Genomic DNA, 16,924 nt, shown 5'->3' on the forward strand with positions numbered 1-16,924 from the left:
CGCGCCCTGCCGGGCTTGCAACGCCCCATGCCGTTTCGGCAACCTGAGCGGCATGGACCACGCGAAGAAGGACGTCCTGGCCGCCGTCGGCCCCCGGCTGCGCGAGCTGCGCCGCCGGCGCGGGATGACCCTGGCGGACCTCGCCGAACGGACCGGCATCAACGAGAGCACCCTCTCCCGGCTGGAGGGCGGCACCCGCAAGCCCACCCTGGAGCTGCTGCTGCCGCTCGCCGAGGTGCACGCCGTCCCCCTGGACGACCTGGTCGGCGCGCCCCGCACCGGGGACCCTCGCATCCACCTGCGCCCGGTGGTCCGGGACGGCATGACGTACGTGCCGCTCAGCCACCCCGGCGGCGTCCAGGCCCACAAGCTGCTGATCCCGCCCCGGCCGGGCACCGAGCCGGAGTTGAAGACCCATGAGGGCTTCGAGTGGGTCTATGTGCTCTCCGGCCGGCTGCGGCTGCTGCTGGGCGACCAGAGCCTGGTCCTCCGGGCGGGCGAGGCCGCCGAGTTCGACACCCATGTGCCGCACTGGCTCGGCCCGGACGGCGAGCGGACGGTCGAACTCCTCGTCCTCTTCGGCCACCAGGGCGAGCGGGCCCACCTCCGGGCCCGCACGCCCTGATCCCGCCGCTACCGCTCGTAGGTCATCTCCGGGAAGCGCGCCGAGGGCCCGTCCAGCAGGTGGTCGTCGTGGCCGCGCAGCCAGCGGTCGAGGAACGAGGCGACGTACGAGCGGGTGGCCGACACCGCGCGGTCCGGGCGGACGTCACCGACGTCGTCGGTCAGCTGCGTCCCGCTGATCGCGCCCTGCCGGGCGAGTTGGGGCAGCAGGGACTGCGCGTCGGTGTAGGAGCCGTGCCGGGAGCCGGTGAGGGTCACGTCGGCGTGCCAGCCGGTGCTGTGCTGCCACAGGGCGTCCCAGCCGGGCTGCTGGTGGTAGCTGCCGGAGTCGGGGTTCTGGGTGCCCATCAGCAGGAAGGGCCGGGTCAGGCCGTCCTCGGCGACGCTGGGCAGGAAGACGCCGGTCCGGCCGTCCGGGCCGGGGAAGTGCAGCTGGCCGTCGAGGTTGACGCCGACCTTGAGGCGCGGGTCGTCGTGCATGGTCTGGAGGGCCGCGGAGCCGCCCCCGGAGTGGCCGACCATGCCGATCCGGTCGAGGTCGAGGGAGGCGGCGAGGCCGGCCGGCAGCTGCCGGTCGCGGCGCAGCCCGGAGAGCTGGTCCAGGACGAAGCGGGTGTCGTCGACCCGGCTCTGCAGCATCTTGCGCAGCAGGGCGCCGATGTCCAGGTCGGGCTGGGTCATCAGCGCGGGGAAGACGGAGGTGGCGAGGTCCCCGTCGGGGAAGGCGACCTCGGAGGCCTCGTAGGTGTGGTCGACGGTGACGACGACGTAGCCGCGCGAGGCGAGGTCCTCCACCAGGCCGGTGCCCCAGGTGCGCGGGTCGCCGAGGCCCGCCTCGTACAGCACGACGGGCCGCTTGCCGCCCGGCAGGGCGGGCGCGTCGGCGCGGGCGTGGGTGCGGATGCCCGCCCAGTCGGTGCGGCCGGGTTCGAAGCCGTTGTTGCTCTGGCCGACGCTCCCGGCGCTGCCGAACTGGTCGGCGGCGGCGGGGAGCATGTACGGCGCGCGGTCGTCGCCGGTGGCGGGCCGGGTGGTCGGGTACCAGAGGCTGATCATCAGCTTGCGGTGCTGCCCGGGCTTCCAGGGGTCGTCCCTGCCGTCGTCCGTGAGCTGGAGGGATGTCGTGCCGATCGGGTACGGCCCGGTGGGCTGCGGCAGCCATGCCCTGGCCTGCCGCTGCCCGCCGCCGTCGGCCGGCGCCGCCACCGCCCCCGGTGCGCCGACCACGCCCAACATCGCCGTCCCCGCCAGCAGTGCCGCCGCCACGGCCCGTCCCCGCCTGCCCATCGCTGTCTCCTCGTCCTGATCGGTTACGGAGGAGACGCTACGGGCGGGGCGGGGGCTGGGCCGTCATACCCGGGAGCCAACTCCCCCTGAGTACCCGGGTATCACCCTTACGGTGCCGGGTCCTCGGGGAGCCGCCCCGGAGCCGGGGACGTTCGACCTGGTGCACGCCCGGTTCGTGCTGGTCCACACACGTGGCCGGTGGGGCCGACGTTCACGGTGAGCGCGGGGATCAGCGGTACTGCTTGAGCTCCCGCCGGGCCAGCGAGCGCTTGTGCACCTCGTCCGGCCCGTCGGCGAGCCGCAAGGTGCGGTTGCCGGCCCACAGTTGGGCGAGCGGGGTGTCCTGGCTGACCCCGGCCGCGCCGTGCGCCTGGACGGCCTTGTCGAGGATCCACTCCACCGTGCGCGGCGTGGCGATCTTGATGGCCTGGATCTCGGTGTGCGCACCCCGGTTGCCGACGGTGTCCATCAGCCAGGCCGTCTTGAGCACCAGCAGCCTCAACTGCTCGATGCGGACCCGGGATTCGGCGATCCAGTCCTGCACCACGCCCTGCTCGGCCAGCGGACGGCCGAAGGCCACCCGCTCGTTCGCCCGGCGGCACATCAGCTCCAGCGCCCGCTCGGCGAGGCCGATCGCCCGCATGCAGTGGTGGATCCGGCCGGGCCCCAGCCGGGCCTGGGCGATGGCGAAGCCGCCGCCCTCCTCGCCGATCAGGTTCTCGACCGGGACGCGGACGTCCTCGAACAGCACCTCGGCGTGGCCGCCGTGGTCGGCGTCGTCGTAGCCGAAGACCGTCATACCGCGCTTGACGGTGACGCCCGGGGTGTCGCGCGGCACGATCACCATGCTCTGCTGGCGGTGCGGGGCGGCGTCCGGATCGGTCTTGCCCATCACGATGAACAGCTTGCAGTCCGGGTTCATCGCCCCGGTGATGTACCACTTGCGGCCGTTGATCAGGTACTGGTCGCCGTCCCGCTCGATCCGGGTGGCGATGTTGGTCGCGTCCGAGGAGGCCACCTCCGGCTCGGTCATCGCGAACGCGGAGCGGATCTCGGCGTCGAGCAGGGGGCGCAGCCAGCGCTCCTTCTGCTCGGCGCTGCCGAACTGGGCGAGGAGTTCCATGTTCCCGGTGTCGGGGGCGGCGCAGTTCAGGGCGGGCGGGGCCAACTGGATGCTGCGGCCGGTGATCTCGGCGAGCGGGGCGTACTGGAGATTGGTGAGGCCGGCGCCGTGCTCCCCGGGAATGAACAGGTTCCACAGGCCCTGCTTGCGGGCCTCCGCCTGGAGGTCGGCGACCACCGGCGGGACGCTCCACGGCTCGCGGGCCGGGTCGGCGAGCTGCTGGGCGAGAGTGGCCTCGGCGGGGTGGACGTGCTCGGCCATGAAGGCGAGCAGTTGCTCGCGGAGCTCGTTCGTCCGGGCGTCGTACGCGAAGTCCATGGTTCTTAGCCCTCCTTGAGGGTGCTCAGGCCGTGCCGGGCGAGGATCGGGGCCATCTCACCGGCGCGCTCGAAACCGGCGCCCAGGGTGCGGCCCTGCTGGAAGCGGAAGTGGATGCCCTCGGCGACTGCGGCGAGTTTGTACGAGGCGAAGGCCACGTACCAGTCCAGGTCGGCGGCCTGGCGGCCGGTCAGTCGGGCGTAGTACGAGACGATCTCGTCGGCCTTGGGGAAGCCGGGGGCGGTCATCGCGGAGGGGATGATGCCGCCGCCGACTCCGGCGAGTTCGGTGTACATCACGAGGAGGCCGATGTCCGTGAGCGGGTCACCGAGGGTGGACATCTCCCAGTCGAGGACGGCGGTGATGGCGTCGGTGTCGTCGACGAGGACGTTGTCGAGGCGGTAGTCGCCGTGGACGAGAGCGGGGGCCGGGGAGGTGGGGAGGCGCTCGGCGAGGAGGGCGTGCAGCCGGTCGAGGTCGGGGAGGTCGCGGCTGCGGGAGTTCTCCAACTGGGTGGACCAGCGGCGCAGCTGGCGCTCCAGGTAGCCGTCGGGGCGGCCGAAGTCGGCCAGGCCGACGGTGGCGGGGTCGATCCTGTGCAGGGCGGCGAGGGTCTCGACCAGGCGGCGGCCGAGGGCGGTGACGCGATCCTCGCCCAGGGTGAGGAGGGCCTTGCGGGAGCGGTGGGCGACGCCGTCCACGTGCTCCATGAGGTACCAGGGGGCGCCGAGGACGTCGGTGCCGTGGTCGATCAGGAGCATCTCGGGGACGGGGACGTCGGTGTCCCGGAGGGAAGACATCACCCGGTGCTCGCGGCCCATGTCGTGCGCGGTGGCCAGGACGTGCCCGAGCGGCGGGCGGCGGAGGACCCAGCGGGAGCGGCCGTCCGTAAGGACGTACGTGAGGTTCGAGCGGCCCCCCTCGATGAGGTCGGCCCGCAGCGGCCCGTGGAGGAGGCCGGGGAGTTCCGCGTCCAGGTGGGAGCGGAGACGGGCCAGATCCAGTCCGGGCGGGTCAGCGGGGGTCTCGGCCATCGAGCGGCTCCTCGGGGAAAGCGGATCATTGACTAAGCGCTTGCTTAGCATTCAACGGAGGAGGGGCTGTGTCAATGCCGCGAGCCCCTGGACCGGTCGGTCCAGGGGCTCGCGGGATGGGGAATGAGGAGATCAGACGTCGCCGAACTCGCCGGAGACGGTCGCGGCAATGAAGGACGTCCAAGCCGCGCCCTGGAAGACGAGCACGGGTCCCTCGGGGTCCTTCGAGTCGCGGACGGGCATCACGTCGGCAAGTCCGGGGGCCACCTCGACACAGTTACCGCCGTTGCCGCTGTGGCGACTCTTCACCCACCGAGCGCCGGCCAGGTCATGGGCCGTCATTGAAGTTCCTTCCGAACAGCGCGGATCATGGCGAGCGAAGCCGCCGTGTCCAACGACTCCACCTTCAGGTGATCGTAGTCCTCTTCCCAAGCCGCAACGCTCTCGCGCCCCCGTTCCAGATGGCCCCGCGCATGAGATTCCGCGTAGCCCACCACGGACCGGTCGGGCAGCGTCAACAGCACAACCGGCAAGAGAAACGGCCGCTGCTCGCCCAGGCGGAACGGCGCCACCTGGACCGTGATGTTCGGCCGCTCGGCCAGCGCCAGTAGGTGATCCAACTGCGCCCGCATGACTTCCGGGCCACCCACCGTTCGAAGGAGGCAACTCTCGTCGAGCACGGCATGGATCACGGGCGGCCGATCCTTCTCCAGGAGCCTCTGCCGCCCAGCCAGGAAGTCAACTCGCCCATCAGCCTGGGCCTGTGTGATACCACCACGCCGGACGTTCCCGTTTTCCAGGGCAGCGGCATAGTCCAGGGTCTGCAACAGCCCAGGAACTACCCCCAACTCGAAGGTGCGCAACTTCCTACAGCGCGCCTCCGCATCCACGAACTCGGCGAACCCCTCCAGCAGGCTGGCGTTCGAGATCCTGCGCCACAGCTCCTTGAAGACCCCACCCGTGTCGAACACCCGGTCTGCCGCCACCGCGAATTTAAGAGTCACAGGCTTCTTAGCCCGTTCGACGTACGACACGAGGCCATGACTGTAGCCCATGCGTCGACCTAGTTCCGCCTGAGACCATCCCCTGGAGCGCCGCAGCCTGCGGAGTTCATTTCCGAAACGGATCGCCGGAGATGACGACGGATCATCTTCGAGGGACTCCATCACTTCCCCTCCCTGTGAATCGACAGGACTGTGAAGGTTGAGGCCTGGAGATCGTAACGTCATCCACGCCATCATGGCTACACCAAGTAATGCATCGATTGCGATGTGCAACCACGGAGATGGTCATGCCCCCCAACACCTCCTGCACCCCCACCCGCAACTTCCAGGTGGTCACCTACCTGGCCAAGCCCGACTCCGCCTTCCCCGAGCGCGAGTTGGGCCAGTGCGAGGCCTACGCCCGCACCTTCAACTGGGACATCTCCCTCATCGTCGTGGATGACGAGGTCGACGTCCGGGGCCCCGAGCACCGCCCGATGCTCCAGGCCGCGCTGCGCCAGATCCTCGACCGTCAGGCCGGCGCGATCCTCGTCCCCAGCAAGGCGACCATCTCCCCCATCGAGGGCGAGTTCAACGAGTTCGCCGAGCGCGTCGAGAAGGCCGCCGGCTTCATCCAGGTGGCGACCCGCCGATGACCGACCGCTACGCCATCGTCCCCGCCGACGCCCCGCGCGGCACCTACTACCAGGCCTGGGTCGTCCGCGACCGCGAGACCACCGATCTCGTCAAGGCCCTCCCCCCGGCCGACGAGCCGCTCCGCTTCTACTCGTACGCCCAGGCGCAAGTCTGGGTCCGCACCAACACCCCCACCCCGTACGAGGTCCGCCTGATCGACGCCTCCAGCCCCCACTTCCTCCAACTCGACTCCTGGGGCCTCTGGGACCCCGACCGGCACGAGTACCTCCGCGCTCCCGGCTCCTCCGCCCGCATCCGGCGCTTCTTCAGCCCCGAGGACGCCGAAGCGTTCCGACGCGCCATCAGCTGACTGGCCCCCGTCAGGGTGAGCCGGGCTCCGATCGTGGGCACCCCACACTGTGCGGGGGCCCACATCGACGACCGTCTCACCCAGCCAGAAGGGACCACCCATGGCGTCCAGGATCGCCACAGCCATCGCCGCCGTCCTCCTCTCCACCGCCGGGCTCGCCCCGGCCGCCGCCGCCACCGCTCCACCCACCGCCACCGCCGCCGCACAGCTCAGCGCCTACTGGTCCCCCGCCCGCATGGCCGCCGCCGTCCCCCTGGACACCAAGGCCGCCCAACCCACGGCCGACGGCCCGCGCCCCGACGAGTACATCCCCCCGAGCAGGAGCTTCGACGGCATCCCCCAGGCCGGCGCCTTCTTCTGGACCGACGCCACCGGCACCGGCCGCACCTGCAGCGCCTCCGTCGTCCACAGCCCGGACCACAACCTGGTCCTGAGCGCGGGCCACTGCCTCAAGGGCTACGCCGGCACCTCCCCCAGGCGGCACCTGGGCTTCGTCCCCCAGTACCACGACGGGCTCAAGCCGTTCGGTATCTTCCCGGTCGAGGAGAACGGCGTCTACCTCGCCCAGGAGTACTACGACCGGGGCGAACACGCGAGCGCCGCCTACGACTTCGGCTTCGCCGTGACCGGGCCCAACCAGGACGGCCAAGCCCTCGAAGACGCGGTCGGCGCCGTCCGGCTCCTCACCGACACGGGGTACGTCCACGCCCCGGTCCGGATGGTCGGCTACCCGGGCGGCGCCCAGAAGCCGGTGGAGTGCCTCAGCTGGACGACCACGTGGCCCAGCGACGACCCCGCCGACCCGGGCACCTTCGAACGCATCGCCTGCGACGGCTTCACCGGCGGCACCTCTGGCGGCCCGATGCTCATCCCGTGGTTCGGCGGCTGGGCCGTGATCGGCCTCATCGGCGGCTACCACACCGGCGGCAACACCCCGCAGGTCTCCTACAGCGCCCCCTTCACCGCCGCCGTCCGCACCCTCTACCAGGCCGCCACCACCGGCGCCCCACCCGCCGCCGCCAAGCCCTGACCCGAACCGCACCTCCGAGGGCGGCCCGCAACGGGCCGCCCTCGGCTGCGACCGACGTGCAGCCGATTCCCTCCTTTCCCGGCGCCGGTCACAGCCGTTCGCTGCCGGCCGCCACCGGCACGGTCGCGCTTGGGCCGGTCCGCGCGCGATCAGTGGCCGGCCGGCGGCGCGAACTGGGCGATGTAGTCGGCGAAGGACGGGATGCCGACCTCGGCGCGGCGGGCGTCCATCCGCTCCGGGTCCTCGCAGGGCCACGGGACGGGGGCTCCGTCCTTCACTCCGGCGATCTGGGTGCCGTAGATCTGCGGCTCGCCGGCGTTGACCAGGGTGCGGTCGCGCAGGAAGGCGAGGTCGCGCGGGCTGGCGCCGCCCGCGGCCACCGCCTGTTCCATCAGTCCCAACGCCCTTCGCTGGACGTCGAGTTGGCGGTCGGCGTGCTGGGCGATCAGCCAGGCTGCTCGGGCGGCGTCCTCGCCGACCCGGTCGGCGGTGGGCCAGCCGTGGGTGTCCATGATGGCGCCGAGGCGGTCCGCGTGGCGGGTGGTGAGGCGGCGCCAGGCGAGTTGTTCGGCCGGGTCCTCGCTGTTGGCCCGGTGGGTGGCCTGGTGGTCCGCTGCCGCCATCGCGGTGAGTTCTGCGGCGAGTGCGTTCAAGGCGTCGGGGGCGTCCGAGGCGTCGGGTGCCATTCCTACTCCGTGTCAGATCGGGGTTGTCGCTGGTCATCCGTAACCCTAGGCGGGCAAACCACGACAAAATCTCCTTCCCGAGGACGGCGACACCAACCCCGGATTCCTGGGAGACTTGATCTGTCCGCAAAGCCGGGGCCGCACCGCTCGAAAATCTCTTGGGCGATCCGAGCAACCTTTCCCGCCCCTCACGTCATCGATCACATGAGTGCCCTGTTGATCGAATGATCGAACTGTCGGCTGAGCGAAGGGGATTACGTGCGGACTGCTCGAGGCGCAGCCGTCCTGTTGGCCATGGGGGTCGTCGCGTCCCTCACGCTGACCACGGGGGACTCGTTCTCGGAGGGCAGACCGAACGCCGCCGCCCCCGACCCGACGACGCCGGAGCCCGACCCCACCGCCGCAGCCCCCGCGCCCGAGCCGAGCGCGACGCCGACCTGGGACGGCCAGGTCAAGGTGATCGGCGACGGTTCGACCTCCTACACCGGCCCGCAGCCCAAGCAGCCCAAGCCGGAGAAGCTCAAACCGGGTGAGCAGCCACCGCAGTTCGTGGTCTTCTCCTGGGACGGCGCCCTGGAGGGCGACGACCACCTGTTCTCCCGGTTCCGCAAGCTGGGCGCGGACAACAACGCCCAGATGACGTACTTCCTGACCGGCCTCTACACCCTCCCCAAGTCGAAGCGGAGCCTCTACCACCCGCCCCAGCACGACCCGGGCGCCGCGTCCATCGACTACGCGACCGACGCCCACATCAAGGACACCCTGGAGCAGTTGCGGCTGGCCTGGCTGGACGGCAACGAGATCGGCACCCACTTCAACGGCCACTTCTGCGGGGCGAAGGGCGGCGGTGAGTGGAGCACCGAGGAGTGGAAGAGCGAGCTGGACCAGTCGGTCTCCTTCGTCACCAACTGGAAGACCAACACCGGCTACAAGAACCTCCCGCCGCTGCCCTTCGACTACACCAAGGAGCTGGTCGGCGGACGGGCGCCCTGTCTGGAGGGGCAGAAGAACCTCCTCCAGGCGGAGAAGGCGGCCGGGTTCCGCTACGACGCCAGCTCCCCGGGGGAGTTCCAGGTCTGGCCGACGAAGAAGGACGGCATCTGGAACTTTCCGCTCCAGATGCTGCCCTTCCCGGCCAAGTCCACCCAGGGCCTGTCGATGGACTTCAACTTCCTCGCCGGCCAGTCCGGCAATTCCACCAAGGGCGATCCGAAGAAGTACGACGAGTGGGAGAAGGAGGCCCGGGACAGCTACCTGGCCGGCTTCAACCGGGCCTACAACGGCAGCCGCGCCCCGCTGTTCATCGGGAACCACTTCGAGGACTGGAACGGCGGCATCTACATGGACGCCGTGGCGGACGTGGTGAAGGACGTCTGCCACCGGGACGGCGTCCGCTGCGTCTCCTTCCGCCAGGTCGCCGACTGGCTGGACGCCCAGGACCCGAAGGTCCTCAACAGCCTGCGCCAACTCGACCCGGGCCAGCCGGGCGACTGGTCCCGCCTGCCCAGGTGACGCCCACGCCCCCGGGCGGCCGCGGGGACGATCCCCCAGCCGCCCGGGGCCGGTGAACACCCCGGCGGGCCGGCCGCTACCCGGCCGCCTTCATGAACGACGCCCAGATCCGGCCCGGCAGTTCGGAGTCCGGGGTGTCCGGCGCCGCCCCGCCGACCCCCTCCAGCGAGAGCAGCTTCATGTCCTTGAGGTCGGCCCGGAAGACGGTGACCGCCGTCGACAGCTGCCCGTTGTAGCCGATGGTCCAGCCGGCGGTACGGTCCGGGGTGGTCCCGGGCTTGGCCGCCAGGCCGGGGCCGGCCGCCGCCAGGGACTGGGCGCTGCCACCGCGGACCGCGCCCTTGAGCGCCGTGTCCACGTCCGCCGCCACCGCCGCGGGCAGGGCCCGGACGGCGGTCGGCAGTCGCAGGTCGACCGCGACGCCGTTGCGGGTGACGCCCAGCACCGAGTACGGGTCGGTGTGGCTGCCGCCGGCCGCGAAGACGGCGTAGGCGTCGGCGGCGCGGATGGCGCTGGGTGTGGAGTTGCCCGTGCCGAAGGCGGGCACCAGCTCGCCCATGCTGTCGGGGAGCAGGCCGAGGGCGGCCGCGGTCTGCTGCACCTTGTCCAGGCCGACGTCCATGCCGAGTTGCATCATCGGCCCGTTGACGGACTGTTCGATCGCGCCGCGCAGGCTGACCGGGCCCCAGTTGCGCTTGCCGTCGTTGGCGGTCTTCACGATCTTCCCGTCCCGCCCCCAGTACGGGCCCTCCGGGGTCTGCACGTTGACCCCGTTGTCGCCGTCGTAGGTGGTGCCGGGCGTCACCGGGGTGCGGGGGCCGCCGCGCTGGTGTTGCACGCCCTGGCTGAGTCCGGCGGCGTACACCAGCGGGGTGAAGGCCGAACCCATCGGTACCGTCGAGGTGTTGGCGTTGTCGAAGCCCTGCTTGCGGTAGTCGGGGCCGCCGTAGAGCGCGACGATCCGGCCGTCGAGGGCCACCGAGGCGGCGCCGACCTTGACCAGCTTGTCGGCCTCGCGCCCGTCCGGGTCGAGTCCCTTGGTGGCCTCCTGCACCGCCGCGGCCAGGGCGGTGACCCTGGGCTTCTCGAAGGTGGTGCGGATCTGGTAGCCGCCGAGGTCGAACTGGGCCGGGGAGATGTCGCTGTGGCTCTCCACGTAGCTCCGGGCGAGGTCCACCAGGTAGCCGACCTGTCCGCTCATCCCGGCCGCCTTGGGGGGCGTCCTCGGCTCCGGGAAGACGGTGTACTTGGCGCGCTCGGCGGCGGAGAGCTTTCCGGTGTCCACCATCCGGTCCAGGATCCAGGACCACCGCTCCTCGGCCCGCTGGTGGTTCTCGGGGCTCAGGGCCGGGTCGTACTGCCCGGCGCCCTTCAACAGGGCCGCCAGGAAGGCCCCTTCGCTCGGGTTCAGCTCCGAGACGTCCTTGCCGTAGTAGGCCGCCGCGGCGCGCTCGATGCCGTAACTGCCGCGCCCGAACCAGCTGGTGTTCAGGTAGCCGGCCAGGATGTCCTGCTTGCTCATCCGGTGGTCCAGCTTGATCGCGATGACCATCTCGCTGAGCTTGCGGGAGACGTCCTGGCGCTGGTTCAGGTAGTTGTTCTTGACGTACTGCTGGGTGATGGTGGAGCCGCCCTGGGTGTCGCCGCCGGCGGCCATCGTGTAGATCGCGCGGCCGATGCCGGTGACGGAGATCCCCGGGTCGGAGTAGAAGGTCTCGTTCTCGGCCGACAGCACCGCCCAGCGCACCGACTCCGGCACCTGGTCCAGCGGCACCTCCTGCCGGTTGGTCTCGCCGATCCGGGCCATCTCGGTGCCGTCCGCCCAGAAGTAGACGTTGTTCTGCTGGGTGGCGAAGGCGTTGAGGTCCTCCGGGACCTTGGTGGTGACGAAGAACCAGGCCGACAGCCCGCTCAGCGCCACCGTCAGCAGCCCGGTCGTCAGCAGCAGCTGCCGCCAGGACGGCAGCCAGCGCCGGACCCCGCGCCGGCTGCCGCGCGGATAGTCGATCCGCCGCAACGGACGCCATCGCCGGCGTCCGGCCTTCTCCTCCCCGGCGTCCCGGCCCCGCTGTTCCTCGCCCCGCTGTTCCCCGCCCTGCTGCTCCTCGCCCCGCTGTTCCCCGCCCTGCTGTTCCTCGGCGTCCCCACCCCGCTGTGCGCGCATCCGGTCTCCGATCTCCTGGGGCGACCCCCTCCACTCACCTAGACGCCGTACCGGGCGTCCTTTGGCCGCGCGAAACCGGTGTGATCATGCTCATAGCGGGAAGGGGAACCCGATCGCGGGCCGCTCCAGGCCCGGGCACGGCGGCGTCCGACCTGTGGTCCGGCCCGCACCGCCTGCGGCCTGCCGCCACAATGGCGCCATGAGGTTGATCCACACCGTGCTCGGCGTGCTGCTGCTCCTGCTCGTCATCGGCAGCATCCTGCGCACCCTGGTCGTCCCGCGCGGCCTCTACTCGGCCCTGGTGTTCCGGCTCTGGTCTGGGCTGCGCACCGCCCTGCGGCTGTGGGCCACGCCGTTCGGCACCTACCGCGCGCAGGACCGCGCGCTGACCTGGCTGGCGCCGCTGGTGCTGCTCGGCATGCTCGGGGTGTGGCTCAGCGGGATGCTGCTCGCCTACACCCTGCTGCTGCACGGCACCTCGGACCTCAGCTGGTCGGTGGCCATCCGGGAGGCCGGGTCCAGCCTGTTCACCCTCGGGTACGCGAGCGGCGAGCGGCTCCAGCTGTCCGCGATCGACTTCCTGGCCGCCGCCAGCGGCCCGCTGGTGATCGCCCTGCAGATCGCCTACCTGCCCACCCTGTACGCCGCCTACCAGCGGCGCGAGACCGAGGTGACGCTGTTGCAGTCCCGGGCCGGTGAGCCCGCCTGGGGCCCCGAGCTGCTCGCCCGGCAGTCCCTGGTGGACACCGAGACCGCCCTCCCCCAGCTCTACCGCGACTGGGAGCGGCTGGCCGCCGACATCGGCGAGAGCCACTCCAACTACCCGGTGCTGCTGGCCTTCCGCTCCCCGCAGCCCAACCGCAGCTGGGTGGTCGGCCTGATCGCGGTGATGGACGCCGCCGCCCTCCACCTGGCCCTCTGCCCGCGCTCGGCCCCGCCCGAGGCCCGGCTGGTGGTCCGGGCCGGCTTCACCGCGATGCGCGACATCGGCCGCGCGCTGCGCATCGACTTCGACGCCGACCCGGACCCGGAGACCCCGATCCGCCTCACCTACGCCGAGTACCTGGGCGCCGTCGCGATGATCACCGCGGCCGGCTTCCCGCGCGAGCGCCCGGTCGAGGACGCCTGGCGGCACTTCCGCGGCTGGCGGGTCAACTACGAGGCCCTGGCGTACGAGCTGGCCCGCCGCAGCGACTCCGTCCCGGCCCTGTGGACCGGCCCGCGCGACTTCCGCGCCCCGGTCATCCCCCCGGCCCGCCCCACCGACCGCCGCCCGGAGGCCACCCGGCCCGGCCTGCCGCCGGGCTGACCGCTACGCGCCGCCGTTCGGCATCTGGCGGACGGGCGCGGGGCGGGCACGTCGCGGGCACATCGGTGCCCGCCCCGCGTCCTCCCTCACGCTCGGACCTCGCGCTCGGACCTCACGCTCAGACCTCGACCTCAGACCTCGACCTCGGACCTCGCGCTCAGACCTCGATCTCGGACCGGGACCTCACACCGCCACCGGCCCGCCGTGCGCCAGCGAGTGCTCCGCCGCGGCCAGGACCTCCACCACCCGCAGCCCGAAGTCCGCCCCGCAGGGGTGCGCCTCGCCCGAGGCGGCGGAGGCCAGCAGGGCGTCCACCGCCCGGTGCAGGGCGACGGTCGGGCCCTCGCCGCGCTCGGGCAGCTGGACCACCCCGTGCTCGCCGCGCAGCTCCATCGCGACCCCGCCGCCGGCCCGCGGGGCGGTCAGGCTGAGGGCGAGGGTGCTGGAGGCGCCGCCGGCGTGCCGCAGCACCAGGTGCACCGTGTCCTGCGGCCCGGCGACCGCCGTGACCTGGACGGCGTCGCCCAGCACCGGCAGCAGCACGGACAGCGCGTGCGGGCCGACGTCCCACAGCGCGCCCTTGTCCCGGCGCCAGGGCGAGGCCGCGTACGGGCTGGTGCTGCCCGGCGCGAACACCGAGCCGAGCCAGTCGGAGCGGCCGGTGAACCAGCCGCCGAGCCCGGCCTGCCGCTCGATCCACGGGATCTGCTCGCCGCCGAAGCGGACGGTGAAGAACACCACCGAGGCGACGCCGTGCTCGCGGACGGCCCCGGCCACCGCGCGGGCGTCCGGCACGGTGAACGCGACCGGCTTGTCCAGCAGCAGGTGGCAGCCGGCCTCGGCGGCCCGTACCGCCAGCCCGGCCTGGACGGACGGCGGCAGCGCGACGGAGACGGCGTCGACCTCGGCCAGCAGCCGGTCGAGGTCGCCGTACCCGGGCACGCCGTGCGCGGCGCCGAGCGCCTCGGCCGCCTCCGCCCGGCGGCCCCAGACGCCGGTGAACTCCAGCCCGGGGTGCTCGGCCAGGACGGGTGCGTGCACCCGCTCCGCCCAGGTGCCGGTGCCCAGCAGTCCGATCCGCACGTCGTCTCTCCGTTCCTCCGGGGCGCGCCCGGCTCTTCTGGGGCGCGCCCGGCAGGATCCACCGGACGGGCCGGGGTGGGTCAGCCCTGGACGCGGGCCAGGGTGAAGCCGTCGTAGCCCTTGCTGCCGACGGTCTGCACGGACGTCGCGCTGACCCTCGGCTCGGCGGCGATCAGCTCGTGCAGGGCGCGGGTGCCCAGCACCGCCGGGTCGGTGGAGGCCGCGTCGGCGACCGCGCCGCCGCGCACCACGTTGTCGACGATGATCAGCGAGCCCGGCCGGGTCAGCTGGAGCGCCCGGCGGAAGTACTCGGGGTTGCTCGGCTTGTCGGCGTCGATGAACACCAGGTCGAAGGGGAGCTCGCCCTGCTCGACCAGCGCCGCCAGCGAGTCGGCGGCCCGGCCGGTCCGCACCTCGGCGACCTTCTCCAGCCCGGCGCGGGCCAGGTTGCCGCGCGCCACGTCCGCGTGCGCGGGATCGATCTCCAGCGAGATCAGGGTGCCGTCCGCGGGGAGGGCCCGGGCCAGCCAGATGGTGCTGTAGCCGCCGAGGGTGCCGACCTCCAGGATCCGGCGCGCCCCCTGGGTCAGCGCCAGCAGGTGCAGCAGCTTGCCCTGGTTGGGGGCGACCGCGATGTTCGGCAGCCCGGCGGCGTCGGCGTCGGCCGTGGCGGCCTCCAGCACCGGGTCGTGCCCGACCAGCTGGTCGGAGAAGTAGGCGTCCACCGCGTTCCAGGTCGCCTGCTGGTTCGGCTGGGTCATCGGGCCCTCCAGTGGTGCAAGATCGGCAGCTTTCGGCCGAATGCTACTCCGGGGGCCCGACGACGCCGGGGCGACTACCGGTTACGCTCCGTCACTCCGCGACGGTGGCGTTGGCGGCCGCGGCGGCCTTGGCCGCCTCCTCCGCCTCGATCTTCGCGTGGGTCTTGGCGGCCCGGCGCTTCATCACCCAGGCCGAGGTCGCGCCGATCACCACGGCCGCGGCCAGACCCGCCCAGGAGAACCGGGACAGCCACGGCTCGATGGCCTTGCCCACCTTGTAGACCAGCAGCGTGGTGCCGCCGGCCCAGACCACGCCGCCCAGCACGTTGGCGATCAGGAACTTCCAGTACGGCATCTTCAGGGCGCCCGCCAGCGGACCGGCGAAGATGCGCAGCAGGGCGATGAAGCGGCCGAAGAAGACCGCCCACATGCCCCACTTCTGAAACGAGCGCTCGGCGGTGGCCAGGTGGGAGGGCCCGAAGTGCTTGGGGAACTTCCGCCCCAGCTTCTCGAAGAGCGGCTTGCCCCCCTTGCGGCCGATCGAGTAGCCGATCGAGTCGCCGATGATCGCGCCCGCGATCGCGCAGAGCGCGATCCCCCACGGGCTCACCGCCCCCTTGACGGCCATCAGGGACGCCGTGACCAGCGCGATCTCACCGGGCAGCGGGATGCCCAGGGACTCGATCCCGATGATCAGGCCGATCAGGGCGTACACCGCGGTCGGTGGGACGCTCTCGATCCAGGCGTCGATGTGCAAGGCCAGTACCTCCGTGGCAGGTCGGGGCGGGGCCGGCTCCCCGTGGAGCCGCACTCCCGTCCCGGCGGTCGTCCGATGGCGGCACCCGGGCCGCGTCCCCGGGGCGCAGCCTAACGTGCCGGGCGGCCTGTCCCCCCGGCCGATCACCCGTCGTTACGACGTACGCTCCCGCGCCAATAGTTCCAGGCCGACCGGCCTTTCTTCAAGATTGGGTAAAACGCAGGGCGACGACGGACGGACGCTGCTTGATCCACTGTCCGAGCGGCAGCAGCGCCCGCAGCAGGCCGCGCCCGCCCTCGGGGTAGACCTCGCGTACGTCGGTGACCGCCGGGTGCGCCTGCGCCAGTTTGCCGAGCTCGTTCGCGTCCATGCCGAAGGGCATCGGGGGCGCCTGGTAGTGGCGGTACCGCAGCTTGCCCTGGACGGCCCGGCGGGCGGCCCAGCGCGGGACGGCGTCGAGCACCATCGCACCGCCGGGGAAGCGTTCGGCGCAGGCGGCGATCAGCTCCCGGACCTCGGTCGGCCGCAGGTACATCAGCAGCCCCTCGGTGGTGATCAGCACCCCGCGGTCCGGGTCCGGGTCGACCTCGTCCGCCCAGCGCAGATCGGTGGCGGAGCAGGACAGGATGCGGCGCCGGTCGTCCGGGGGCAGCAGCCGCTCGCGCAGCCGGGCCATCTCGGGCAGGTCCACCGACAGCCAGTCGGCCCGGCCGTTGTCCACCCGCCAGGCCTGGGTCTCCAGGCCGTCCCCGAGCCCGACCACCGTGGCGCGCGGGTGCCGGTCCAGGAAGTCCGCCACCTCGCGGTCGAAGCAGCCCGCCCGCAGCGCCTGCAACTGGCTCACCAGCGGCGCCTGACCGAACCGCTCGGCGAACGGGAAGTCGATCCGCTCCACCAGCTCGACCGCCACCGGGTCGTGCAGCACCGTGTCCGGCCGCCTCGCCTCCAGCGCCCGGTGCCACAGGGTCCACAGCGCCGTCTCCGGCACCTGCCCCAACTCCGGCCGTTCCCCGCCACCGCTCATTCGCTCACTCCTTCGGACGTGCACCACGCTCGGGCATGAACCCGCCGATTCTGGCACCCGCCCCGCATCCCCTTCTCCGGCGACGCGCCGCCTGCTGCCAGTGCCGGCGTCAGTGGCGGAACACTCCAAGATCCACTCGTGATCGTTGTGCCCGGTGGGTGCCGCTGCCCTGCCCGGCGCTGTCCCAGACTGGCAGCACGCGGCGGCCCGGCCGGTCGTCGCG

The 16,924-nt window shown here is 72.2% G+C and carries 17 protein-coding genes; 6 read left to right on the top strand and 11 right to left on the bottom strand.

Annotated elements, in window-relative coordinates; all coding sequences use genetic code 11:
- Nucleotides 1–52: 52 nt before the first annotated feature.
- Complete coding sequence (locus tag ACZ47G_RS05055; protein ID WP_465740072.1) at nucleotides 53–625, top strand: helix-turn-helix domain-containing protein; 573 nt, start codon at nucleotides 53–55, stop codon at nucleotides 623–625.
- An 8-nt stretch (nucleotides 626–633) separates the two neighbouring features.
- Here ACZ47G_RS05055 and ACZ47G_RS05060 read toward each other — a convergent pair whose 3' ends face one another.
- The 5 genes from ACZ47G_RS05060 to ACZ47G_RS05080 form a co-directional block, all read right to left on the bottom strand.
- Nucleotides 634–1,911, bottom strand: coding sequence for an alpha/beta hydrolase family protein (locus ACZ47G_RS05060; RefSeq protein ID WP_465740073.1), 1,278 nt, complete (start codon nucleotides 1,909–1,911; stop codon nucleotides 634–636).
- Nucleotides 1,912–2,140: 229 nt separating this feature from the next.
- Nucleotides 2,141–3,352 (bottom strand): acyl-CoA dehydrogenase family protein, encoded by a 1,212-nt coding sequence (locus ACZ47G_RS05065; protein WP_465740074.1) that lies wholly within the window; start codon nucleotides 3,350–3,352, stop codon nucleotides 2,141–2,143.
- Between the two features lie 5 nt (nucleotides 3,353–3,357).
- Nucleotides 3,358–4,386, bottom strand: a complete 1,029-nt coding sequence (locus ACZ47G_RS05070) for a phosphotransferase family protein (protein WP_465740075.1) — start codon at nucleotides 4,384–4,386, stop codon at nucleotides 3,358–3,360.
- Between the two features lie 132 nt (nucleotides 4,387–4,518).
- Nucleotides 4,519–4,728, bottom strand: a complete 210-nt coding sequence (locus ACZ47G_RS05075) for a DUF397 domain-containing protein (protein WP_465740076.1) — start codon at nucleotides 4,726–4,728, stop codon at nucleotides 4,519–4,521.
- A complete protein-coding gene (locus ACZ47G_RS05080) occupies nucleotides 4,725–5,552 on the bottom strand; it encodes a helix-turn-helix domain-containing protein (RefSeq protein ID WP_465740077.1) in 828 nt (275 codons plus the stop codon). Before ACZ47G_RS05080 ends, ACZ47G_RS05075 begins: the two co-directional genes overlap by 4 nt.
- 125 nt (nucleotides 5,553–5,677) lie before the next feature.
- On the opposite strand from ACZ47G_RS05080, the gene ACZ47G_RS05085 reads away from it, so the two are divergent.
- The 3 genes from ACZ47G_RS05085 to ACZ47G_RS05095 all read left to right on the top strand — a co-directional run bounded on the left by ACZ47G_RS05085 (nucleotide 5,678) and on the right by ACZ47G_RS05095 (nucleotide 7,405).
- Nucleotides 5,678–6,025: a recombinase family protein gene (locus ACZ47G_RS05085; protein WP_465740078.1), complete on the top strand. Its 348-nt coding sequence runs from the start codon at nucleotides 5,678–5,680 to the stop codon at nucleotides 6,023–6,025.
- A complete protein-coding gene (locus ACZ47G_RS05090; protein WP_465740079.1) occupies nucleotides 6,022–6,375 on the top strand; it encodes a hypothetical protein in 354 nt (117 codons plus the stop codon). Before ACZ47G_RS05085 ends, ACZ47G_RS05090 begins: the two co-directional genes overlap by 4 nt.
- Nucleotides 6,376–6,475: 100 nt before the next feature.
- A complete protein-coding gene (locus tag ACZ47G_RS05095) occupies nucleotides 6,476–7,405 on the top strand; it encodes a trypsin-like serine peptidase (protein WP_465740080.1) in 930 nt (309 codons plus the stop codon).
- 149 nt (nucleotides 7,406–7,554) lie between these two features.
- Here the strand turns inward: ACZ47G_RS05095 and ACZ47G_RS05100 are convergent, their stop codons facing one another.
- A complete protein-coding gene (locus ACZ47G_RS05100; protein ID WP_465740081.1) occupies nucleotides 7,555–8,091 on the bottom strand; it encodes a DUF6624 domain-containing protein in 537 nt (178 codons plus the stop codon).
- A gap of 294 nt (nucleotides 8,092–8,385) precedes the next feature.
- Between ACZ47G_RS05100 and ACZ47G_RS05105 the strand changes: the two genes are divergently transcribed.
- Nucleotides 8,386–9,603, top strand: coding sequence for a polysaccharide deacetylase family protein (locus ACZ47G_RS05105; RefSeq protein ID WP_465740082.1), 1,218 nt, complete (start codon nucleotides 8,386–8,388; stop codon nucleotides 9,601–9,603).
- A gap of 76 nt (nucleotides 9,604–9,679) precedes the next feature.
- Here ACZ47G_RS05105 and ACZ47G_RS05110 read toward each other — a convergent pair whose 3' ends face one another.
- Nucleotides 9,680–11,767 (bottom strand): transglycosylase domain-containing protein, encoded by a 2,088-nt coding sequence (locus ACZ47G_RS05110; protein WP_465740083.1) that lies wholly within the window; start codon nucleotides 11,765–11,767, stop codon nucleotides 9,680–9,682.
- Between the two features lie 199 nt (nucleotides 11,768–11,966).
- On the opposite strand from ACZ47G_RS05110, the gene ACZ47G_RS05115 reads away from it, so the two are divergent.
- Nucleotides 11,967–13,076, top strand: a complete 1,110-nt coding sequence (locus ACZ47G_RS05115) for a hypothetical protein (protein ID WP_465740084.1) — start codon at nucleotides 11,967–11,969, stop codon at nucleotides 13,074–13,076.
- A 183-nt stretch (nucleotides 13,077–13,259) separates the two neighbouring features.
- Here ACZ47G_RS05115 and ACZ47G_RS05120 read toward each other — a convergent pair whose 3' ends face one another.
- The 4 genes from ACZ47G_RS05120 to ACZ47G_RS05135 form a co-directional block, all read right to left on the bottom strand.
- Nucleotides 13,260–14,159: a Gfo/Idh/MocA family protein gene (locus ACZ47G_RS05120; protein WP_465740085.1), complete on the bottom strand. Its 900-nt coding sequence runs from the start codon at nucleotides 14,157–14,159 to the stop codon at nucleotides 13,260–13,262.
- 80 nt (nucleotides 14,160–14,239) lie between these two features.
- A complete protein-coding gene (locus tag ACZ47G_RS05125) occupies nucleotides 14,240–14,920 on the bottom strand; it encodes an O-methyltransferase (RefSeq protein ID WP_465740086.1) in 681 nt (226 codons plus the stop codon).
- Nucleotides 14,921–15,011: 91 nt separating this feature from the next.
- On the bottom strand, nucleotides 15,012–15,677 hold the full coding sequence (locus ACZ47G_RS05130; RefSeq protein WP_465740087.1) for a DedA family protein: 666 nt from the start codon (nucleotides 15,675–15,677) through the stop codon (nucleotides 15,012–15,014).
- Between the two features lie 202 nt (nucleotides 15,678–15,879).
- Nucleotides 15,880–16,701, bottom strand: a complete 822-nt coding sequence (locus ACZ47G_RS05135; RefSeq protein ID WP_465740088.1) for a class I SAM-dependent methyltransferase — start codon at nucleotides 16,699–16,701, stop codon at nucleotides 15,880–15,882.
- Nucleotides 16,702–16,924: the final 223 nt, after the last annotated feature.

It is taken from the genome of Kitasatospora sp. NPDC030952 (assembly GCF_055571335.1).